The organism is Agrococcus sp. AC640b (assembly GCF_979255995.1).
The window spans coordinates 36,653-57,184 of the sequence record NZ_CEEDMM010000043.1 but is presented as its reverse complement, the minus strand read 5'-3'; the positions used below and the strand labels follow the sequence as shown (position 1 = coordinate 57,184).

Here is a 20,532-nt window from a genome sequence, read left to right as displayed (position 1 = left end):
GACGGTAGCCGAAGCGTGGGATCGACGCGGTGCACCGCATCCCGCGGCTCAGCGCCCCTCGACCCCCTCTGCGGCGAGCAGCGTGCGCTTGGCCGCCTCGCCACCTGCGTACTGCCCGAGCGAGCCATCGCTGCGCACGACGCGATGGCAGGGGATGACGATCGGCAGCGGGTTGAGCCTGCACGCCGTGCCGACGGCCCGCACCGCACCCGGCGAGCCGACCGCGCGCGCGACGTCGCCGTACGACCGGGTCTGTCCGTACGGGATCTCGCGCAGCGCCCGCACGACGTCACCGCGGAAGCCCGTGGCGAGCACGAGGTCGACGGGCCCGTCGAACGCCGAGGATCGGCCGTCGGCGAGCGCCTCGACGCCGCGCGCCGCGGCGTCGAGGCCCCGCACGTCGCGCAGCACGCGGTGTCCGAGCCGGTCGGCGAGCCGCGCGATCGTCGCATCGGGGTCGTCGCCGTCGAACGTCACCGACACGAGTCCGCTCGGCGTCGCCGCGAGCAGCAGCGCGCCGACGCGCGTGTCGATGGTGCGCAGCCGCACGTCGACGAGGCCCGCGGCGGTCGCCCGCTCGGCGAGCAGCGCGGCGAGCCCCTCGGCATCGCCTTCAGGCACGGCATCGAGCTCGGGCACGGCGGCCCCGGGTGCCTCGCGATCAGTCGTCATCGCGCACCTCCATCAGCGCCCGAAGCCTGCGCACCCCATCCGACGACGCCTTGCGCGCAGCCGCCGACGAGACGCCGAGCGTTGCTGCGACCTCGTCGAACGGCAGCCCGCCGAGGTGGTGCAGCACGACGGTCGAGCGCTGCCGCTCGGGCAGCGCCGCGAGGGCCCGTCGCAGGTCGAGGTCGGGATCGCGATGCGGCGCCGCGAGATCGGGCACCTCGGCCATCGTCGTCGACCGCGCCGAGCGCCGCAGCACGTCGATCGCCTTGCGGTGCGCGATCGTGACGAGCCAGCCCTGCACGTTCGCACCCGGCTCGAGCGTCGGATACGCCTCGAGCGCGGCGAGGAACGCATCGCTCCACGCGTCGTCGGCATCCCACGGCCCGACGACGGCCCGCACGACGCGGTACACCCTCGCCCCGTGCTGCTGCACGACGCGGTCGAAGGGCTCCCGCGTCACGCAACGGAATCTAGCGCGCCGCGCTCGTGGTCGAGCAGCGCGCGCTTGCACGCGAGCCCGCCTGCGTACCCGGTGAGCGCGCCGCTCGCACCGACGACGCGGTGGCACGGCACGATGATCGAGATCGGGTTGCGCGAGTTCGCGAGCCCCACCGCACGCACGGCGGTCGGCTGGCCGAGCTGCGCGGCGATCCACCCGTACGTGCGCGTCTCGCCGTACGGGATGTCGCGCAGCGCCTGCCACACGCGCAGCTGGAAGGGCGTGCCCACGGGGTCGAGCGGCAGGTCGAAGCCCGTGCGGTCGTGCGCGAAGTAGGCGCGCAGCTGCGCCGCCGCGTCGGCCAGCAGCCCCACGGTCGCGTCGTCGCGGTCGCCGAAGCGCGACCCGTCTGGCGCTGGACGGTGCTCGGCGTAGTACAGCCCCTGGATGCCGGCGCTGCCGCCCACGATCGTGACGGGGCCGACGGGGGTGTCGACGATGGCGTGCCTGGTGTCGGTCATGGCTCCACTTCCTCTCACACCTGGCAGACGCGCGAGCGACGCGGAATGTGAGGTGTGGATGCAGCATGCCTGTTCGGGACGCGCGCAAGCGCACGGCGTGGCACGCGTACCCGCGAACGGGCTGGACGACGCCTCGCCGACGCCGGTGGGGCGCGCGCCGGTAGGCTCGACCGGTGCAGATCGCCCTCGTGAGACATGGCCAGACCGACTGGAACAAGACCCTGCGCATGCAGGGCACCAGCGACATCCCCCTCAACGAGACCGGTCGCGCCCAGGCCCTCGAGGCCGCCGTGCTGCTGGCCGACGAGCCGTGGGACGCGATCGTGTCGTCGACGCTCGGCCGCGCCGCCGTCACGGCCGACATCATCGCCGAGCGCCTCGGGCTCGAGGTGCTCGAGCGCGACGAGGCGCTCATCGAGCGCGCCTACGGCGAGGTCGAGGGACTCACGAAGGCCGAGGCCACCGAGCGCTTCGGCACCGACTGGCCGGGTGAGGAGTCGTACGAGGATCTGCAGAAGCGCGCCGTGCGCGCCGTCGACGCCGTCGCCTCCCGCCACGCGGTCGAGCGGCTCGTCATCGTGACGCACGGCACGTTCATCCGGGCGTTCGCCGACGCCATCACCGGTCTCGAGACGCGCACGCCGCGCAACGCGGAGTCGATCCGCTTCGACGGCGCCCCCGGCGACTGGACGGTCGCGGAGGGCGTGGTGCTCGTCTGATGGATCTCGCCTCCCTCCGGGCAGCGTCGCCCGGGATCGTCGTCGACACGAGCGACGAGGCCCTCGAGGCCGCACGCGCCGACCGCTCCGGCCACCGTGCGACGGGCAGGCCGTTCGCGGTCGTGCGCGCCACCGAGGTCGAGCACGTGCAGGCCGCGCTGCGGTGGGCGAGCGAGCACGGCGTGCCCGTCGTGCCGCGCGGCGCGGGCACGGGTCTCGCAGGCGGGGCGAACACGGGCGAGGGCGAGCTGAGCATCGACGTGTCGGGCATGCGCCGCATCCTCGAGGTCTCGACGGCCGATCAGCTCGCGGTCGTCGAGCCCGGCATCCTCAACGCCGACCTCAACGCAGCGCTCGCCGAGCACGGCATGTGGTGGGCGCCGGATCCTGCGAGCCGCGCGATCTCGACGGTGGGCGGCAACATCGCGACGAACGCGGGCGGCCTGCTGTGCGCGAAGTACGGCGTGACGCGCGAGGCGGTGCTGTCGCTCGGCGTCGTGCTCGCATCCGGCGAGCGCATCGACGTCGGCCACCGCACGGTGAAGGGCGTCACGGGCCTCGACCTCGCGGCGCTCATGATCGGCAGCGAGGGCACGCTCGGCATCATCGTGGAGGCGACGCTGCGACTGCGCCCCGTCGTGCCCGGAGGCATCTGGACGATCGGGGCGTTCTTCGACGACGAGACCGCTGCCGCCGTCGCGTGCGCCGCCATCACCGCCGCGCACGTGCGCCCCGCGATCATGGAGCTCGTCGGCACCGTGCCGGTGCGCATGCTCGCCGCCTACACCGGCACGCCCATGGAGGGCGCGTTCGTGCTGCTGCAGTTCGACGACATCGGCGCGGAGTCGGTCGCCCGCGAGGCGCTCGCGATCGTCGAGCAGCACGGCGGCGACGCCGAGCTGAGCGACGACGTCGCGCGCAGCGCCATGCTGGTGCAGGTGCGCAGGCAGGTGCACTTCGCGCTCGAGTCGTTCGGCACGATCCTCGTCGAGGACGTCTCGGTGCCGCGCACGCGCATGCCCGACATGTTCGCGCTGTGCGCCGAGGTGGCCGAGCGGCACGACGTGACGATCGCGACGACGGCGCACGCGGGCGACGGCAACCTGCATCCCACGTTCGTGTTCGACGGCGACGAGCCATCGGATGCGGTGTGGGCGGCGGCCGACGAGGTCTTCCAGGGTGCGATCGCGATGGGCGGCACGCTCACCGGCGAGCACGGGGTCGGCGTGCTGAAGCGTCGCTGGCTGGGCCTCGAGCTCGGCGACACGCAGCTGCGGCTGCAGCGAGAGATCAAGGCGGTCTTCGACCCCGCCGGCATCCTGAACCCCGGCAAGGTCTTCCTCGACTGACGATCCTCAGAGGCCGTCTGGCCGGGCTCGGTGACGCTGCACCAGCCGAGCCAGCCGTCGCGCGCGGCGGCGATCCTCGCGGAGGAGCCGCCTCAGACGACGGGGCGGTCGGGGTCGCCGACGACGTCGCGCAGCTCCGCGTCGAGGTCGCCTGCCTCCTCGACGGCTGCCGCCATGCCCGAGAGGAAGCGCGCGACGACCTCGAGCTCCACCACCGTGAGGTCGTCGACGACCTCGATCATGCGCGCGTGCATGGCACCGAGGGTGTCGCGCACCTCGTCGTCGGAGACGGTGGTCGCGACGACGACGGTCGACCGCCGGTCGCTGGGGTGGGGCCTGCGCTCGACGTGTCCGCTCACGGTCAGACGGTCGACGAGCACGGTGACGGATGCGGAGGTGATGCCGAGGATGCGGGCGAGGTCGCGCTGCCGCACGAGCTCGCCCCTGTGCTGCGCGGACAGCATGACGCGCAGCGCGAGCAGGTCGGTCTCGCCCATCTCCATCGATGCGCGGGTGCGGGCACGCATGCGGCCCTCGGCGGCTCGGTAGCGACGCAGGAGGTTCAGGACGTCGACCGGCGACGCACCATCGCGTTCGGGGTACCAGTACCCGGACGCGTGGGAGGTGTCGTCGTTCTTCATGGTCTGCACTCTATGAGACGCACGGTAGTTCACCGGAATCTCGCAAGATGGTTGCGTGGCGTTTGCCGAGCGTCTGCGAGCCGAGCTCCGTGCGAGCCGCTGCGAGCGCTCGGCGATGGAACCTGATGACCCTGGTGGATCCCTGCATATCAGCGACTTCCAGGGGAGGCGAGACGGCTGCACGCCCCTCGGCTCCGTGTCAAGGCATCGCACCGATCTCTCCCTCGACTTGCTTCGATGTCGAGAAGGAGATACTTTGCTTGACGAACTAGCAATCAGATCGACTGCCAGCATGGCGGCGCGACGACGACGGCGAAGGAGACCACCGTGGGCACGCTCAGGTACGGCAACGGAGGCGACGCCTCGTTCGTGATGGACGACGTCGACCTGGCACACCTCGCCGCGGTCGCGACGGCCAAGCTGCGCAGGCGGGAGCCCTTCCTGCTCACGTGCCTCTCCGACGAGACGCGCCGGGCGATCTGGATCCACGAGTCGAGCACGATCGTCTACTCCTACGACTCGGCAGCGCAGGTCGACCTCGACCGCAAGCGGCTCGAGGCGATGGTGCAGGACACCAATCGCCCCTCCGGACTCGCCGTGCGATGCCAGGCCCGCGCGCTGCACGCCGTCGACGCGCTCGTCACCGCAGCCTGATGCTCGCCACCGCAACCGCCACCGACGCGTGGTCGCAGTGGGGCGCCACGGTCGTGCCGCCCTCGACGCTGCGCTCGGGTCCGACCGGATCGCGACACGAGCCGCGACCATGACGCTCGCCCAGCCGTCGCAGGCATCGCCCACGTCGAAGGACGACGCGAGCGTCTGCACCCTGCTGCCGCAGCTGCGCGCCGCGACCCTGCGCCTCCTCACCGCCATGCTGCGGCTCGGCGACGGCGAGCTGGCGCTGCCTGCGCGCTCCGCCCTCGGCACCCGGCGCCACGTCGTCGCACGCATGGCACGCCGTGCCGACCGCACCACCCGCGCGCTCGACGGCGACGACGACGCGGTCGAACCCGCCGACCGGCTGCTCGCCATGGACTCCCGCGAGCTCATGGCAGCGCTCGCCGTCTCGCTCGGGGGCGTGCTCGGAGCGCTCACCGAGCACGCGAGCGGCATTCGCACGCATGACGAGGCAGCACGACGCGCGGCAGCCCACGCGCACGAGCACCTCGCGTGGCTCGAGCTCAGCACCGTCGACCTCGACGCCGGCTACGACATGCACGACGTGCCGGACGCCTCCCTCGACGCGGTCGCCGCGCACTTCCGCGCCGCGCGATCGTCGGAGGCTGCCAGCAGCCCGTTCGCACCGCTGATGGCGGGCTGATCCGCGTACCACGCGCGACGCCTGTGGACGACCGGGGTGACCGCGCAGCGACCTATGGTTAGAGTCTCTAGCGAATCGTCCACCGCAGGAGGACGTCGGGAGGCGAGCATGGCGGCAACCACGAAGGCCGACACGGCAGCGACCAAGCCAGACGTCCCGGGCGACGACTCGGTCACGCAGCTCGTCTGGGCGGTCGAGGAGGTGCGACTGGCCGAGTCGCGCCTCTCACGCAGACGTCAGAGCGCATGCGGTCCCGGGCACAGCGAGCGCGAGGCCATGCGGTTCATCGCCGACCGTGCCGACTCCGGCAAGCCCGCGACGCCGACCGAGCTCGCGATGCACCTGGGCCTCACGACGCCGTCGGTGAGCGCCATCATCCGCCGCCTGCAGGACGGCGGCCTCATCTCCACCCGTCAGCACGCCGACGACCGGCGCAGCAAGCTGCTCGAGCCGGCCTCGCGCAACACTCCCGACACCGCCGATCCGCTCTCGGCGTCGATCCGCGCCGCAGCCGGCGAGCTCGCACCCGACGAGGCCAGACGAATGGCCGACTTCCTCGCGCACGTGCGCGACCTCGTCGACGCCGACTGCCGCGACTGACCCCGTCGACGCCTACGCGTCGTCGTCCTCGACCGCCATCGCGTCGAGCTGGATCTCGAACACGTCCAGCTGCCGCTGCATCGCCGCGAGCGTCTCCGACGAGAAGGCGCCGCGCAGGCGCTCCGCCCGCAGCGCCGCACGCTCGGCGGCGAGCTGCGCACGGCGCACCCGCACGAACGCGCGGCGATCGGCAGCGTCCACGCCCTCGTCGAGGCCGAGCATCGCCGCCGCACGCTCGACGCGCCGCGCCGGCATCGCCTCGACCTCCGAGCGCAGGCCGTCCGAGAGGGGCGTCTCGAGCCGGTCCATCTCGGCCGACATCGCCTCGCTGCCCGCCGTCGCGACCGTACGCGTGAGCTCGAGCAGCTCCGCACGCTCCTCGGTCGTCGCATCCTTGCGCAGCCGCAGCGCGCGGATGAGCGCAGGCAGCGTGAGTCCCTGGGCCAGCAGCGTCACGATGGCGACGACGAACGCGACGAGCACGAGCGCCGCGTAGTACGGGTGGTCGTGCGGCAGCGTCTGCACCGCCGCGACCGTGACCACGCCGCGCATGCCCGTCCACCCCAGCACCGTGCCGTCGCGCCACCCCAGCGCCTGGTCGCGCTCGGCCGACACGTCGTTCGCCTGCGACTCGAGGCGCCTGCGGAACTGCTCCAGCCTGCCGACGACGCGCTGGTCGTCGATGGCGCCGAAGCGCTCGTCCGCCCGCTGCATGCGTGCGGCCCCGCGCTCCTGCAGCCGCTCGAGCTTCCGCGCGCGGAACCGGATCGACCACAGCAGCAGCGGCATCGCCGCGAAGCGCAGCCCGATGAGCAGCGCCGTGACGAGCAGGCCGACGCCCACGACCTCCCACAGCGACTGCTCCGCCGACTCCACCGCGTCCACCACGGGGCGCAGCCGCAGCCCCATGTAGAGGAACACGGCATGCTCGATCACCATCGTGAACGTCTGCCAGCTCGTGCGCTCGCTCTGCCGCTCGCGCGCGCCGACCCGGCCAGGTGCCATGTTGCCGACGACGATGCCCGCGACGACGACCGCCACGACGCCCGACGCCTCCACCTGCTCGGCGAGCAGGAATGCCACGAACGGCACGACGATCGACAGCGTCGTGTCGAGCACGAGGTCGTGGATGCGTCCACGCACCGCGACGGCGACCCTGCCGACGACGAAGCCGATGACGAGCGCACCCGCGACCGCCCATGCGAACGTGCCCACGACGTCGCCGAGCTCGACGGCAGCACCGCCGTCGCCGGCGTCCGCCGCGATCCCCACGGCCGTCGAGAGCAGCACGAGCGCCGTCGCGTCGTTCACGAGCCCCTCGCCCTCGAGGATCGTCACGATCCGCGGGGGCAGCCCGAGCCGCTTGCCGAGCGACGTAGCAGCGACGGCGTCCGGCGGCGCGACGACCGCGCCGAGCGCGACCGCGAGCGCCAACCCCACCGCAGGCCAGATCCACGCGACGATGCCACCGACGACGAGCGCGCACACGATGACGAGCACCACCGACAGGAACGCGATGACGCGCAGGTTGCGGCGGAAGTCGACGAACGGCACCTGCAGCGCCGCCGCGTACAGCAGGGGAGGCAGCACGACGGTGAGGATGATCTCGGGATCGACGACGATGTCGGATGCTCCGGGCACGAAGCCGAGCGCGATGCCGACGACCGTGAGCAGCAGCGGCGCCGCGACGCCGATCCGACCGGCGACCGCCGACACCGCTCCCACGATGACGACGCCGATGACGGCGATGATCGTGATCTCCTCGACGAGGTGCTGCTCCATACCCGCCTCCCGCATCCGAGGCTAGCCCCGCGCGATCCGACGATCGGCGGTCGTAGCCTGGATGCGAACCGACGAAGGGAACCAGCAATGGCAGTCACGAGCAGCGCGAGCACCGTCTGGAACGGCGGCCTCGCCGACGGATCCGGCACGACGACCCTCGCATCCGGCATCGAGACGGCGGTCTCGTGGAAGGCCCGCACGGAGGGATCCGGGCAGACGACGCCGGAGGAGCTCATCGCAGCCGCCCACGCGTCGTGCTTCTCGATGGCACTCTCGCATGCGCTCGGCGAGGCCGGCCACGCCCCCAGCAGCATCTCGACGAACGCCGAGGTCGGCTTCGTGCCCGGCCAGGGCATCACGGGCTCGACGCTCTCGGTCACGGCGACGGTGCCGGGTCTCGACCAGGCCGAGTTCGAGCGCATCGCGAACGAGGCGAAGTCGGGCTGCCCGGTCTCGCAGGCCCTCGCGGGCATCGAGATCACGCTCGCGAGCGCGACGCTCGAGGGCTGATCCCCGAGGGGCCGACGGTGCCGGCATCCGGCACGGTCGGCCCCCTCCTCCCCCGGGGCGCCCGGACATCGCGAGCGCATCGACGCGCGTCGTACGATGCGCGGATGCCCACCACTCGTCCCGTGCGCACCCGCAGCGCGCTCACGCGGGGCGCGGCGCTCGTCGTCGCCAGCGCACTGCTCGCGGGCTGCGCGCCAGGGGCGCTCGCCCCGGCCCCATCGCCCTCCGCCCCGCCATCGGCGACGCCGGAGCCGAGCCCCGCACCGACGGCCGAGCCGACGCGCGCGCTGCTGCTCGCGACCCTCGCGGCCTCGAACGCGCTCGCGGTCGTCGACCCCTCGTCGCCGGACCCCGTGGTCGCCTCCATCGAGGTCGGCGCCGCGCCGTGGGGCGTCGCCGCAGACGAGCAGGCGCAGCGCGCGTACGTCGCGACGGCCGAGGGCCTCGCCGTCGTCGACCTCGCCACGTCGACGCGCACGGCGCTCGTGCCCTACCTGCACCAGCCCACTGCGATCGGGTACGGCGAGTACCGCGACGGCGGGCTCGGCATCGCCGTCTCGCCGGACGGCGCGACCGTCTTCGTCGCCGTGCACCGATGGCCGGACCCTGCGTGGCTCGAGGTGTTCGACGTCGCCTCCGGCGCGTTCACCGGTTCGGTCGACGTCGGCGTGCGACCGTTCGACGTGCTCGTCGACCCCGCGGGCGCATGGGTCGCGACGGTCGACCACGACACGTACGGCGTGACGGTCGTCGACACGACGACGCTCGCGACGCGCACGATCGAGGTCGCGCCGTTCGGCGACCTCGGCTTCGCGGGCTGGGAGAAGCCGCACTACGGCGTCGTCGACGCATCCGGCGCGATCCTGCTGCCGTTCCAGGGGCAGGTGATGATCGCGGTCGACCCGGTGTCGGGGGCGACGACCTCGACGACGCTCGCGTCGCAGACCCACCAGCACGGCGTGACGCAGGTGCCGGCCGGCGACGACGGTGGGGATGCGGGCGCGACGCTCGTCGTCGGCACCGGCGCGTTCGGGTCGGCGACGCAGGGGCCGAGCCTCGAGATCGTCTCGCAGGCGGGCACGAGCGAGGTCGTGCCGCTGTCGCGTGCGCACGAGACGGTCGCCGCGTGGCGCGCCGACGCCGACGACGCGTGGTCGGCGGTGCTCGCGGGCGGCTACACGCGCGAGGGGTGGTGGGACGGCCTGACGATCGTCGACCTGTCGACCTTCGAGCAGCGCGAGGTGCCCGTGGCCGGTCGCCCGCAGGCCGTGGTCGCCGTGACGCTGCCAGCGGCGTAGCCCGGGCCGGCAGCGCAGCTCCCTTCGAGGCTCGCTCCGCTCGCACCGCACGGAACGGATCGGGCACCTCCCAGCGGGCGCAGATCGGCGCACCCTCGTCGCTCAGCCGAACGACGCCGTCGACACGTTCCGGTGGTAGTCGAACACGATGCTCGTGCGCGTCGACGCGACCGTCTGGTCGGCGGAGAGGTGCTCGACCACGAAGCGCCGCAGCCCCGACGAGTCCGCGACCGCGACGTGCACGATGAAGTCGTCGACGCCGCCGAGGAAGAACGCCTGGCTCACCTCCGGCAGCGCGCGCACCCGCTCCGAGAACTCGGTGATGCTCGCCTGCCTGGCACCGGGCCGCAGCGTGACGTGCACGAGCGCATGCAGGCCGTGCCCCATGCGATCCTGCCGCACGACCGCCTCGTACCCTGCGATGACGCCGCGCTGCTCGAGCCTGCGCACGCGGGCGTGCACCGTCGACTCGGCGAGGCCGACGGCGCGGGCGAGCTGCCGGTTGGACGCGCGGGCGTCGCGGCGCAGGATGCCGAGGATGGCGAGGTCGGCCTCGTCGAGGCCATCGGGCTGCAGCATCCGCGCTCCCCTGCGTCGATGAGCGTTCCCCGACCGAAGGATTCGGCCGATCGCGCGTCGCCGACGGGCAATGCTTCGGCGACGCCCGCCCATCCTGCCAGTTCCTCCCATCATGGAGGGCATCCGCACCGATGGTGCCGGCATCGACGACGACGCCGGCGCGACGAAGAGAGGCCAGCCATGCGCATCGCCGTCCCCGCAGAGATCAAGGCGAGCGAGCAGCGCGTCGCCATCACACCCGCAGGCGTCGACGCGCTCGTCTCCCGTGGCCACGAGGTCTGGGTCGAGCAGGGCGCGGGCGTCGGCTCGCGCATCGCCGACGAGGCATACGTCGCCGCGGGGGCACGCATCGCCGCCGATGCCGACGAGGCATGGGCGAAGGGCGACCTGCTGCTGAAGGTCAAGGAGCCGATCCAGCCCGAGTTCGCACGCATGCGCGAGGGCCAGGTCGTCTTCACCTACCTGCACCTCGCCGCGGCGGCCGACACCGCGCATGCGCTCGTCGCCGCCGGCTCGACGGCGATCGCCTACGAGACGGTGCAGCTCGACGACCGCTCCCTGCCCCTGCTCGCGCCGATGAGCGAGGTCGCGGGGCGCCTGTCGATCGTCATGGGCGCGCACCACCTCATGGGCCCAGCCGGCGGCCGCGGCATCCTGCTGGGCGGCGTGCCCGGCACGCGACGGGCGAAGGTCGTCGTCATCGGTGGCGGCGTCGCAGGCGAGCACGCGGCGCGCAACGCCGTGGGGCTCGGCGCCGACGTCACCGTCATCGATCTCTCGCTCCCCCGCCTCCGTCAGCTGGAGGCGTCGTTCGGCACCGCGATCCAGACCCGTCACTCGTCGCGACTCGAGATCGCCGACCAGGTCGCCGACGCCGACCTCGTGATCGGCTCGGTGCTCGTGCCGGGCGCCGCAGCGCCGAAGCTCGTCACCGACGACATGGTCGCCGCGATGCGACCGGGCTCGGTGCTCGTCGACATCGCGATCGACCAGGGCGGATGCTTCGAGGGCTCGCGTCCCACGACGCACGCCGACCCCGTCTACGCCGTGCACGACGCGGTGTACTCGTGCGTGGCGAACATCCCCGGCGCCGTGCCCGAGACGTCGACCCGCGCGCTGACGAACGCGACCCTGCCGTACGTGCTGCGTCTCGCCGACCTCGGCTGGCAGGCGGCGGCCAGCGCCGACGCCGCGCTCGCACGCGGCGTCAACGTGCACGCCGGTGCGATCACGAACGTCGGGGTCGCGACGGCGCTCGGCCTCGAGGCGGTTCCCGCGCTGGGCTGAGGCGTCACGCCTGGTCGCGCCGCGCGACATGCACGTGAGCGGGCGCTCGCGTGCAGGGTGCACGCGAGAGCCCGCTCAGGTGCAGGTTCGGCGAGCCGCGGCTACGGCTGGGTGACGAAGCCCTCTTGCACGAGGAAGTCGAGCGCGACGTCGGCGGGCAGCTCGCCACCCTCGTCGACGCGCAGGTTCAGCTCGCGCAGCACCTCGTCGGTGAGCGCCTCGGAGACCGAGCCGTAGATGTCCTCGAGCTCCGGATAGGTCTCGAGCGTCTCCGAGTTGACGACGGCGGCAGCGTTGTACGCGGGGAAGTAGCCGAGGTCGTCCTCGAGCAGCGTGAGGTCGAGGCTGTCGATGCGACCGTCGGTCGAGAACACCTCGCCGAAGTTGCACGTGCCGCGGTCCGTCGCGGTGTACACGGCGCCGGTGTCGTAGATCGAGATGTTGTCGTCTGGCACGCCCTGCGCGTCGCCGCGCGGGATGCCGTAGAGCTCGAGCAGCGGCCCGAGTCCGTCGGCGCGGGAGTTGAACTCGGGCTCGACGCAGATGGTGCGCTGCTCGACCGGCAGCGCGGCGATGTCGCTGAGCGTCGTCACGCCGCCGAGCTCCTCGATCGCCTCCGAGCGCACGGCCATCGCGTACGTGTTGTTGAGCGCGGCCGGCTCGAGCCACGTGAGGCCGATCTCGGCGTCCGCGTCGCGCACGGCCTCGTACTGCTCCTGCTGGTCGTCGAAGCCCTCGGTCTCGCCCATGTAGGTGAGCCAGGCGGTGCCCGTGTACTCCCACGTCATGTCGGCGGTGCCCGACGTCATGAGCTCGCGCACCGGCACGCTGCCAGGCACGTTCGTCATGTCGGTGACCTCGAAGCCCGCAGCCTGCGCGACGAGCACGCCGATCTTGCCGAGGATGAGCTGCTCGGTGAAGTTCTTGCTCGTGACCGTCAGCGACGCGCCCTCCTCGAGGCCCTCGATGGGTTCGATGGATCCGGGGGCGACGGCGGGCACGTACGCGGTGGCGGGCTGCAGGCCGCATCCGGTCATCGCGAGCATGCCGATGCCGGCGAGCGCTGCGACGGCGCGCGTGGAGCGGTGACGACGACGCATCTACAGTCCCTTCGGTCGGGCGACGTGCTCGACGACGCGGCCGAGCCAGTCCACGATGAGCGCGAGCACGGCGATGAGCAGCGCACCTGCGACGAGCACGGTGAACAGGTACAGGTTGATGCCGGTCGTGATGAGCAGGCCAAGCCCGCCGCCGTTCACGAACGCGGCGAGCGCGGCGGTGCCGACGAGCAGCACGAGCGCCGTGCGCACGCCCGAGAGCATCACGGGCACCGCGAGCGGCAGCTCGACGCGCAGCAGCACGGCGATCGACGACATGCCCATGCCGCGGCCAGCCTCGACGAGCCGCTCGTCGACGCCGCGGATGCCGATCATCGTGTTGCGCAGCACCGGCAGCACCGCGTACAGCACGAGCGCGATGATCGACGCCTGGAAGCCGTCGGGCACGAGCGCGGCGAGCAGCACGATGAGGCCGACGGCGGGCGCCGCCTGGCCGAAGTTCGCCACCGCGAGGATGGGGCCTGCGGCACCGCGGAACGGCTTCCTCGTGAGCAGCACGCCGAGGGGGATGGCGATGACGAGCACGAGCGCGGCCCCGACGAACGTGAGCCCGAGGTGCTGACCGGTGAGCTCGAGCAGCGTGCCGGGGTTGAGCGTGTTGCGCTCGGTGCCGGTGAGCGGTGCGACGGCGAGCCAGATCGCGAACGCGCCGAGGATCGCGAGCAGCACGACGATCTGCACGATGAGCGGCCGCCACGCGCGCAGGCTCGAGCGGCTCGAGGTCGGCGCGGTGCTCGGCGGCGCCGCGGTGGCGACGTCAGCCATCCTCGCCCTCCTGCGACTGCGCGGGGACCGCGTGCATCGTGCCGGTGTTCGTGCCGACGGGGGCGCCGACGGGGCGCTCCGACGCGGACTCGCGCGCGGCTGTGATGGCCTCCATGACCGTCTCGACCGTGATGACGCCCGTGAAGGCGCCACCGCGTCCCGTGACGAGCGCGGCGCCCGCGCTCGAGACGAGCATGGTGTCGAGCGCGTCGTTGAGGGTCGCACCGGATCCGATGACGGGCAGGTCGGGCGTGATGCCGGTGGGCAGCGACTCGATGCGGCCGAGCTCGCGGCGCGAGGGCCACGCGATCGGACGATCGCGGTCGTCGGTGACGACGACGTGGTGGTGGCCGGCGCGCTCGATGCGCTGCAGCGCGTCCTTCGCGTCGCCGCCTGCGCGCACGACGACGGCCTCGGCGAGCTCGACCTCGCGGACGCGACGCAGGCTCAGCTGCTTGAGCCCTGCACCCGATCCGATGAAGTCCTCGACGAAGGCATCCGCCGGCTCGGCGAGGATGCGCTCGGGGGTGTCGTACTGCACGATCTGCGCACCCTCGCGGAACACGACGATCCAATCGCCGAGCTTCACGGCCTCGTCGAAGTCGTGCGTGACGATCACGATCGTCTTGCGCACCTCGTGCTGGATGCGGATGAGCTCGTCCTGCAGCCGCTGCCGCGTGATGGGGTCGACGGCGCCGAACGGCTCGTCCATGAGCAGCACGGGCGGGTCGGCTGCGAGCGCGCGTGCGACGCCGACGCGCTGCTGCTGGCCACCGGAGAGCTCGCGCGGGTAGCGGTCGCGGTAGGTCGCAGGGTCGAGCGAGACGAGATCGAGCAGCTCGTCGATGCGCGCCTCGATGCGAGCCTTGTCCCATCCGAGCATCTTCGGCACGAGCGCGACGTTCTGCGCGACGGTCATGTGCGGGAAGAGGCCGCCCGCCTGGATGACGTAGCCGATGCGGCGGCGCAGGTCGTCGCCGTCGATCGTCGTGACGTCCTCGTCGCCGAGGATGATGCTGCCCTCGGTGGGCTCGATGAGGCGGTTGATCATCTTGAGCGTCGTCGTCTTGCCGCACCCCGAGGGGCCGACGAGCATGACGATCTGCCCTGCGGGGATCTCGAGCGTGATGCCGTCGACCGCGGGGCGCTCCTGGCCCGGGTAGCGCTTCGTGACGTTGTCGAGCCGGATGGCCTTGCCGGTGATCTCGGCTGCGGCGTCGGTGGTGGCGGTGTCAGACACGGATGCCCTTCGAGGTCGTGAGCCGGCCGAGGCCGACGAGGAGGAGGTCGAGGATGGCGGCGAGGATGATGACGCCGACGGTGCCGGTGACGATCGACTCGAGCGCGCCTGCGCCGCCGAGGCGCGACAGGCCCTGGAAGATGAAGCCACCGAGCCCGGGGCCGAGCACGTATGCGGCGACGGCGGCGATGCCCATGACCATCTGCGCCGAGATGCGCACGCCCGAGAGGATGACGGGCCACGCCAGCGGCAGCTCGACGCGTGCGAAGGTGCGCAGGCGGCTCATGCCGATGCCCTTCGCCGACTCGACGAGCGAGCGGTCGACGCCCGCGAGGCCGACGACGGCGTTGCGCAGGATCGGCAGCATCGCGAAGAACACGATGACGACGACGGCTGGAGCGACGCCGAACCCGAGCGGGGCGACCATGAGGCCGATGAGCGCGAACGACGGGATGGTGAGCCCGACGGCGCTGATCGCGTTCGCGACGCCGCTGCGCGACGGGCTCGTGTAGACGAGCGCCGCGATCGCGATCGCGAGCACGGTCGCGATGACGAGCGACTGGGCGACGAGGCTGAGGTGCTGCGCGGACGCGAAGAGGATCTCCTCCCAGCGCGACGCGATGAACTGCCAGATGTCCACGTGCTCCACTCGTTCGGCATGGCATGCCCTCGGATGCCATGTGGCGTGGAGGACGTGATCAGCATCGACCGTGCCAGGGGCACGCCAGCCTGTCGACCTGCGAGGATCCGTCCTCCGCGGGTGCGACAAGCCGACTCCCCGCACGGCGACTGGGCAGTCGCCGCGCAGGTAACGAAGGGGTAACGCTCTGCGCGGGCCGATCCGTGGTAGCCGCGCGCGCGTCTGCGCCGAGCCTGCGCGTGTCGGGTCGGGGTACAGCCGTGTCGGCGCCCGCGGCTAGCCTCCCCGCATGACCTTCGCGAACGTCGGCACCCTCGGCGCCGTGCCCGGAGCGCGCGACGCGCTCGTCGACATCCTCACGCGGCCGAGCGCCGACCTGGCCGCCGCCGGCTGCCTGCTCTACGAGGTCGGCGTCGCCGCCGAGCATCCCGACACCGTCTTCGTCGCAGAGCTCTGGGTCGACGCCGACGCGCATCACGCCTCGCTCGGGCTGCCGTCGGTGCGCGCCGCCATCGACGAGGCGATGCCGCTGCTCTCCGGCGAGATGGGCGGCCTGCGCTTCGACGTCGTGGGGTCGCCCCTGCGCGCCGGCGAGGCCTGACGCACGTCGCCCTCGACGGGGTCGCGCTCGCTCGGCTCGCCGAGGCCGAGCGGACGCTCGGTGCCGGGGCTGCCCGTCGGCGACGACGAACGCCCGCACCCCTGCGGACCGCACGGCGTGCCAGCATGAACGCATGGCCGACCTCTTCGCGACGCTCGACGTGCTCGTCGAGTCCTGCACCATCGTCATCGACCGCCCGCGCGGCTCGACGCATCCGACGCACGACGACGTCGTCTACCCCGTCGACTACGGGTATCTCGAGGGCACGACGGCGGGTGACGGCGGCGGCATCGACGTGTTCCGCGGCTCCGACGAGGGGGCGGGCGTCGTGGGCGTGACGGTCTCGGTCGACCTCGGCAAGCGCGACGCCGAGGTGAAGGTGCTGCTCGACTGCTCCCCCGCCGACGTCGACGCGATCCGCGCGCTCGTCGTCGACCGTGCCGACGTCGGCGCGATGGTGCTGCTGCGCGAGCGCTGAGCCGCGCCTGCGAGATGTGCGCGTGAGGTGCACGCGAGCGCCCCACGTGGGCTCGGCGTGCCGCAGACGCGCACATCTCGCCGCGCGCGACGGGTCAGTAGGCGCGCTCGTACTGCGCGGGCACCCAGTCGACCTCGACGCCGAGCTCGCGCGCCCACCGGATCGGCAGGTGCGGGTCGCGCAGCGCCGCGCGGGCCACGCGCACGGCGTCGACCCCCGAGTCGACGATCTGCTGCGCCTGCACGCCGGTCTCGATGAGCCCGACCGCCGACGCCGGCACGTCGACCGCGGCGATGCGCTGCGCGAGGTGGGCCTGGTAGCCGGGGCCGACGGGGATCGAGGCTCGCACGAGACCGCCGGAGGACGCGTCGACGAGGTCGGCGCCGGCATCCTGCGCCCATGCCGAGATCGTCGCAGCGTCGTCTGCCGTGAGGCCGCCGTCGGTCCAGTCGGTCGCCGACAGCCGCACGACGATCGGCATCTGCGGCAGCGCGTCGCGGATCGCGCGGACCACCTCCAGCAGCAGCGTCGCCCTGCCCTCGAGGTCGCCGCCGAGCTCGTCGTCGCGCGTGTTCCACAGCGGCGAGAGGAACTGGTGCAGCAGGTAGCCGTGGGCGCCGTGCACCTCGACGAGGTCGAAGCCGGCGTCGGCCGCGCGCACCGCGGCAGCGACGAACGCGTCGACGACGTCGCGTGCCTCGTCGACGCTGAGCGCCCGCGCATCCGCGAGCCCCATGACCGATCCGGGCGACGACGACACCGTCTGCCAGCCACCGTCCTGGGTGGGGAGCGAGCCGGTGCCCGCGTCGGGTCCGAAGGCGGGACGCGTCGAGGCCTTCGCGCCCGCGTGCGCGAGCTGGATGCCGATCGCGGCGCCGCGCTCGTGCGCGAAGTCGACGATCGGACGCCACGCGTCGCGCTGCGCGTCGTTCCAGATGCCCGTGTCCTGCCGCGAGATGCGCCCCTCGGGCACGACCGCGGAGGCCTCGACGACGAGCAGGCCCGTGCCGCCGGAGGCGAGCGCGCCGTAGTGCACGCGATGCCACGCGGCCGGCACGCCGTCGAACGCGTCGACCGAGTACATGCACATCGGCGCGATCCAGATGCGGTTGCGCAGGGTGAGCCCGCGGATGGTCAGGGGGTCGGTGATCGACGGCAATGGAGCTCCTCGCTTGGGTCGTCCACGACAGTCCAGCGCGTGCGCGGCGCAGGCATTCCCGCGCGCTCGGCGGCGCGGCATCCGCGAGCGTCGCGCTACCCCGCCGTGACGTCGTAGCGGTCGAGGTCCTCGCCGAAGTCGACGCGCACCGTCACGACGACGAACTCCGCCGGCTGCTCGATGGGACGGCGGATGCTCACCTCGAACGTCGCCGCGTGCGGGTCGTCGGCGCTGAGGGGGCCCACGACGTCGAACACCTCGAACGGCTCCGCCGGGTCGCGCTGCTGCAGCGCGGGGCACCCGCCGCTCGCCTCCGCCGCGCATGCGCGCACGAACGCGAGCGCGCTGGCCTCGACGTCGGCGTCGAGCTGCATCGACGTGCCGCCCCTCCACCGCACCGCGCCATCGGTCGCCGACACGACGAGCCCGTCGAGCTGCTCGACGACGAGCTGCGGCGGGGTGCGCACGGTGACGTCGTACGTGCCCGGCAGCATCCACACCGCCTGCTGGCCGCGCGCGATCGACGCCTCGACCGTGACGTCGCCGACGGTCTCGACCTGCACCGTGCCCGGCTGCAGCAGCACCGGCACCTCGAGGCCGTCGACGATGCGCCACGACTCCCGCGGACGTTCGAGCACGATGCGAGCGGTCTCGTCACGACGCTCGACGCGCACGGTGCAGTCGACGGTGGCGACGTCTGCGCCGATGCGCGGCGCATCGCACGAGACCTCCGGCGCGGCCTCGGGTGCGACGCCTGCGAGCAGCAGGCTGCTCGAGGCGATGGAGCCGTCGAGCGACACCGAGGGCGCTGCGGTCGCGCGGTCGGTCGACGCGACCACGGCGACGTAGGCGTCGACGAGGCCCTCGATCTCCGCCTGCGCCGCTCGCTCCTGCGCGGCCTGCACGCCGACGATGCAGCCCGACGCGACGACGATGCCCGCGACGAAGGCGACGAGGGGCGTGCGGATGCGTCGCCATGGGCTGCGCAGCTCGGCACCGTGCCCTGCGACATCGACCGCGGGGCCCGCCGTCGGGTCGGCGGATGCTGCGAGGCCCTCGCCGAGCACGGCACGCGGGGGCTCGTCGGACGGCTGCGGCGAGGCGTCGACGCCGGGCTCCTCCGGCATCTCGAAGTCGGGCATCCTCGCCACGGCACCTCCTCCCGCGAGGTCGACGCTACTCGCCGCCGCCCGCCGTGGCACCTGGCGCATGGTCGGCGCATGGCAGGTGCATGGTTGGGCTTCCTAGGCTGCTGCGATGCCGCCCGAGAGCCCCGCCCCGTGAACGTCACGACGCTGGTGCCCTCCGCATCCGTGGGCATGACGGTGCTCGCGGCGTTCGCGATCCTCGGCCCCGTCGCGGCGTGGTGGCTCGCATCGCGTCGGCGCGCGGCGGGCGTGCTCGCCGGGCTCCTGCTGCTGCCGATCCTCGTCCTCACGCTCACGCCGTCACGGCGCAGCGTGACGTTCGGATGCGCGATCGACTGGAGCCCGCAGCTGACGGCGCCCGAGCCGCTCGCGAACGTGCTGATGCTCGTGCCGTTCGCGCTCGCGCTCGCGGTCGCCACCGGCAAGCCGGTGCGGGCGGCGCTGGCGGGCTCGGCGCTGTCGTTCGGCATCGAGCTGGTGCAGGCGGTCGTGACGCCCATCGGTCGTTCGTGCGACACGAGCGACTGGATCGCGAACACCGCAGGCTCGCTCATCGGTGCGGGGCTCGCAGCCATCGGCATCGGCTTCGCAGGCTGGCAGCGCAGGCAGGTCGAGGCTGACGCGACGCGCTCGACGACGCGCGAGACGCAGCCGCAGGCCTGGTAGCGCGTCGTCGCCTCAGCCCTCCGCCGCGGCCGTCGCCCGACGAGCGAGCGCCGCGAACGCTGCAACGAGCTCGGGCGGCTCGACGCTCGACATCGCGGCGTCGAAGCGCGAGAACGATGCGGCGAGCGCCATCCACGACCACGCGCCGAGGGTGAGGCGGGTCGTGAGGGCGTCGACCTCCTCGGCCTCGCCGTCGCCTGCGAACGGTCGGACGCGCGCGGCGGGCAGCGCGAGCACGACCGAGCCGCGGCACGGCCACTCGCTGCCGGTCGTCGCGCCGCGGAATCGCGCGAGCACGAACGCGCGCGCGTCGCCGCCGGGCACGTCGCGACGCGCGAACCGCACGCCCGTCGGCGGCAGCGGCTGGATGCGGTCGACGCGCAGCAGCCGCCACCGCTCGCGTTCGGGGTCGAAGGCGACGAGGTACCAGCGGCCGCCCGCAGCGACGACGGCGTGCGGCTCGACGCGCCACGACGGCCCGTCGCGGCGGTCGTAGGCGATGCGCAGCACGTGGTCCGCGCGTTCGGCGGCAGCGACGGCCAGCAGCACGTCGGGGTCGACGGCGACGGCGCCTGCCGCATCGAGCGTCGTCACCTCGAGCGCGTCGACGCGGTGCCGCAGCGAGGCGGGCAGCACCTGCCGCACGGTCGCGAGCGCGCGCAGCGCGTCCTCTCCGATCGCGGTGCCGGATGCCGATGCGGTGCGCAGCGCGACCACGAGCGCGACCGCCTGCGCATCGTCGAAGCGCATGGGCGGCAGCTCGGCGCCCGCCTCGAGCCGATACCCGCCGTCCGGCCCCTTGGTCGCGTGGACGCGGTAGCCCATCTCGCGCAGACGATCGACGTCGCGCCGCACGGTGCGGGCGCTCACCTCCAGCCGTGCAGCGAGCGTCGCTCCCGGCCAGTCTCGCCGAGCCTGCAGCAGCGACAGCAGCGCGAGGAGACGCTCGGTCGGCGAGGACATGCGTCGACCCTACGTCGAGAAGCGGCCAGGATCCGA

General features: G+C 73.0%; 24 protein-coding genes. 11 read left to right on the top strand and 13 right to left on the bottom strand.

The features are described 5' to 3' along the window. Positions 1-48: 48 nt before the first annotated feature. From ACZ6H8_RS14160 to ACZ6H8_RS14150, 3 genes are read right to left on the bottom strand one after another with little or no spacing between them, the layout of a single operon-like run. Complete coding sequence (locus tag ACZ6H8_RS14160) at positions 49-672, bottom strand: methylated-DNA--[protein]-cysteine S-methyltransferase (RefSeq protein WP_464147550.1); 624 nt, start codon at positions 670-672, stop codon at positions 49-51. Next, positions 662-1,132, bottom strand: coding sequence for an RNA polymerase sigma factor (locus tag ACZ6H8_RS14155; RefSeq protein WP_464147549.1), 471 nt, complete (start codon positions 1,130-1,132; stop codon positions 662-664). The genes ACZ6H8_RS14160 and ACZ6H8_RS14155 overlap by 11 nt, the downstream gene beginning before the upstream one ends. Then, positions 1,129-1,632: a methylated-DNA--[protein]-cysteine S-methyltransferase gene (locus ACZ6H8_RS14150; RefSeq protein WP_464147548.1), complete on the bottom strand. Its 504-nt coding sequence runs from the start codon at positions 1,630-1,632 to the stop codon at positions 1,129-1,131. Before ACZ6H8_RS14150 ends, ACZ6H8_RS14155 begins: the two co-directional genes overlap by 4 nt. 173 nt (positions 1,633-1,805) lie before the next feature. Here ACZ6H8_RS14150 and ACZ6H8_RS14145 point away from each other — a divergent pair, with 173 nt between their 5' ends. Both ACZ6H8_RS14145 and ACZ6H8_RS14140 read left to right on the top strand, forming a co-directional pair. Next, on the top strand, positions 1,806-2,351 hold the full coding sequence (locus ACZ6H8_RS14145) for a histidine phosphatase family protein (RefSeq protein ID WP_464147547.1): 546 nt from the start codon (positions 1,806-1,808) through the stop codon (positions 2,349-2,351). After that, positions 2,351-3,700, top strand: a complete 1,350-nt coding sequence (locus tag ACZ6H8_RS14140) for an FAD-binding oxidoreductase (RefSeq protein ID WP_464147546.1) — start codon at positions 2,351-2,353, stop codon at positions 3,698-3,700. Before ACZ6H8_RS14145 ends, ACZ6H8_RS14140 begins: the two co-directional genes overlap by 1 nt. Positions 3,701-3,792: 92 nt before the next feature. Here ACZ6H8_RS14140 and ACZ6H8_RS14135 read toward each other — a convergent pair whose 3' ends face one another. After that, complete coding sequence (locus tag ACZ6H8_RS14135; protein WP_464147545.1) at positions 3,793-4,341, bottom strand: MarR family winged helix-turn-helix transcriptional regulator; 549 nt, start codon at positions 4,339-4,341, stop codon at positions 3,793-3,795. Positions 4,342-4,668: 327 nt separating this feature from the next. Between ACZ6H8_RS14135 and ACZ6H8_RS14130 the strand changes: the two genes are divergently transcribed. The 3 genes from ACZ6H8_RS14130 to ACZ6H8_RS14120 all read left to right on the top strand — a co-directional run bounded on the left by ACZ6H8_RS14130 (position 4,669) and on the right by ACZ6H8_RS14120 (position 6,262). Further along, a complete protein-coding gene (locus ACZ6H8_RS14130) occupies positions 4,669-4,995 on the top strand; it encodes a DUF7882 family protein (RefSeq protein WP_464147544.1) in 327 nt (108 codons plus the stop codon). A 109-nt stretch (positions 4,996-5,104) separates the two neighbouring features. Beyond that, positions 5,105-5,662: a DinB family protein gene (locus ACZ6H8_RS14125; protein ID WP_464147543.1), complete on the top strand. Its 558-nt coding sequence runs from the start codon at positions 5,105-5,107 to the stop codon at positions 5,660-5,662. 108 nt (positions 5,663-5,770) lie between these two features. Continuing rightward, positions 5,771-6,262, top strand: coding sequence for a MarR family winged helix-turn-helix transcriptional regulator (locus tag ACZ6H8_RS14120; RefSeq protein WP_464147542.1), 492 nt, complete (start codon positions 5,771-5,773; stop codon positions 6,260-6,262). A gap of 12 nt (positions 6,263-6,274) precedes the next feature. Here the strand turns inward: ACZ6H8_RS14120 and ACZ6H8_RS14115 are convergent, their stop codons facing one another. Then, entirely contained in the window at positions 6,275-8,044 is a 1,770-nt protein-coding gene (locus tag ACZ6H8_RS14115; protein ID WP_464147541.1) for a cation:proton antiporter, read from the bottom strand. 87 nt (positions 8,045-8,131) lie between these two features. Between ACZ6H8_RS14115 and ACZ6H8_RS14110 the strand changes: the two genes are divergently transcribed. Further along, the gene (locus ACZ6H8_RS14110) at positions 8,132-8,554 is read left to right on the top strand and encodes an OsmC family peroxiredoxin (protein WP_464147540.1); all 423 of its coding nucleotides are present in this window, start codon (positions 8,132-8,134) and stop codon (positions 8,552-8,554) included. 104 nt (positions 8,555-8,658) lie between these two features. Continuing rightward, a complete protein-coding gene (locus ACZ6H8_RS14105; protein ID WP_464147539.1) occupies positions 8,659-9,852 on the top strand; it encodes a YncE family protein in 1,194 nt (397 codons plus the stop codon). 102 nt (positions 9,853-9,954) lie between these two features. On the opposite strand, the gene ACZ6H8_RS14100 is transcribed toward ACZ6H8_RS14105, so the two are convergent. Further along, complete coding sequence (locus tag ACZ6H8_RS14100) at positions 9,955-10,431, bottom strand: Lrp/AsnC family transcriptional regulator (protein WP_464147538.1); 477 nt, start codon at positions 10,429-10,431, stop codon at positions 9,955-9,957. Positions 10,432-10,611: 180 nt separating this feature from the next. Here ACZ6H8_RS14100 and ald point away from each other — a divergent pair, with 180 nt between their 5' ends. Further along, positions 10,612-11,718 carry an alanine dehydrogenase gene (gene ald / locus ACZ6H8_RS14095; protein ID WP_464147536.1) on the top strand — a complete coding sequence of 369 codons (1,107 nt, stop codon included), beginning with the start codon at positions 10,612-10,614 and terminating at the stop codon, positions 11,716-11,718. A gap of 101 nt (positions 11,719-11,819) precedes the next feature. Here the strand turns inward: ald and ACZ6H8_RS14090 are convergent, their stop codons facing one another. Genes ACZ6H8_RS14090 through ACZ6H8_RS14075 form a run of 4 tightly spaced genes read right to left on the bottom strand, consistent with a single transcriptional unit; the run spans position 11,820 to position 15,475 of the window. Beyond that, positions 11,820-12,818 carry a glycine betaine ABC transporter substrate-binding protein gene (locus tag ACZ6H8_RS14090; protein WP_464147534.1) on the bottom strand — a complete coding sequence of 333 codons (999 nt, stop codon included), beginning with the start codon at positions 12,816-12,818 and terminating at the stop codon, positions 11,820-11,822. Next, a complete protein-coding gene (locus tag ACZ6H8_RS14085; RefSeq protein ID WP_464147533.1) occupies positions 12,819-13,601 on the bottom strand; it encodes an ABC transporter permease in 783 nt (260 codons plus the stop codon). Further along, positions 13,594-14,841, bottom strand: coding sequence for an ATP-binding cassette domain-containing protein (locus ACZ6H8_RS14080; protein WP_464147532.1), 1,248 nt, complete (start codon positions 14,839-14,841; stop codon positions 13,594-13,596). Before ACZ6H8_RS14080 ends, ACZ6H8_RS14085 begins: the two co-directional genes overlap by 8 nt. Further along, positions 14,834-15,475, bottom strand: coding sequence for an ABC transporter permease (locus ACZ6H8_RS14075; RefSeq protein WP_464147750.1), 642 nt, complete (start codon positions 15,473-15,475; stop codon positions 14,834-14,836). The genes ACZ6H8_RS14080 and ACZ6H8_RS14075 overlap by 8 nt, the downstream gene beginning before the upstream one ends. A 295-nt stretch (positions 15,476-15,770) precedes the next feature. On the opposite strand from ACZ6H8_RS14075, the gene ACZ6H8_RS14070 reads away from it, so the two are divergent. Beyond that, on the top strand, positions 15,771-16,082 hold the full coding sequence (locus ACZ6H8_RS14070; RefSeq protein ID WP_464147531.1) for a putative quinol monooxygenase: 312 nt from the start codon (positions 15,771-15,773) through the stop codon (positions 16,080-16,082). Between the two features lie 133 nt (positions 16,083-16,215). After that, complete coding sequence (locus tag ACZ6H8_RS14065; protein ID WP_464147530.1) at positions 16,216-16,560, top strand: hypothetical protein; 345 nt, start codon at positions 16,216-16,218, stop codon at positions 16,558-16,560. A gap of 94 nt (positions 16,561-16,654) precedes the next feature. Here ACZ6H8_RS14065 and ACZ6H8_RS14060 read toward each other — a convergent pair whose 3' ends face one another. Together ACZ6H8_RS14060 and ACZ6H8_RS14055 are read right to left on the bottom strand one after the other, a co-directional pair. Then, positions 16,655-17,719, bottom strand: coding sequence for an oxidoreductase (locus tag ACZ6H8_RS14060; protein ID WP_464147529.1), 1,065 nt, complete (start codon positions 17,717-17,719; stop codon positions 16,655-16,657). 95 nt (positions 17,720-17,814) lie between these two features. Further along, positions 17,815-18,870: a hypothetical protein gene (locus ACZ6H8_RS14055; protein ID WP_464147528.1), complete on the bottom strand. Its 1,056-nt coding sequence runs from the start codon at positions 18,868-18,870 to the stop codon at positions 17,815-17,817. 129 nt (positions 18,871-18,999) lie between these two features. Between ACZ6H8_RS14055 and ACZ6H8_RS14050 the strand changes: the two genes are divergently transcribed. Then, complete coding sequence (locus ACZ6H8_RS14050; RefSeq protein ID WP_464147526.1) at positions 19,000-19,533, top strand: VanZ family protein; 534 nt, start codon at positions 19,000-19,002, stop codon at positions 19,531-19,533. Positions 19,534-19,545: 12 nt separating this feature from the next. Here ACZ6H8_RS14050 and ACZ6H8_RS14045 read toward each other — a convergent pair whose 3' ends face one another. Beyond that, a complete protein-coding gene (locus ACZ6H8_RS14045; RefSeq protein WP_464147524.1) occupies positions 19,546-20,496 on the bottom strand; it encodes a helix-turn-helix transcriptional regulator in 951 nt (316 codons plus the stop codon). Between the last annotated feature and the right edge of the window lie 36 nt (positions 20,497-20,532).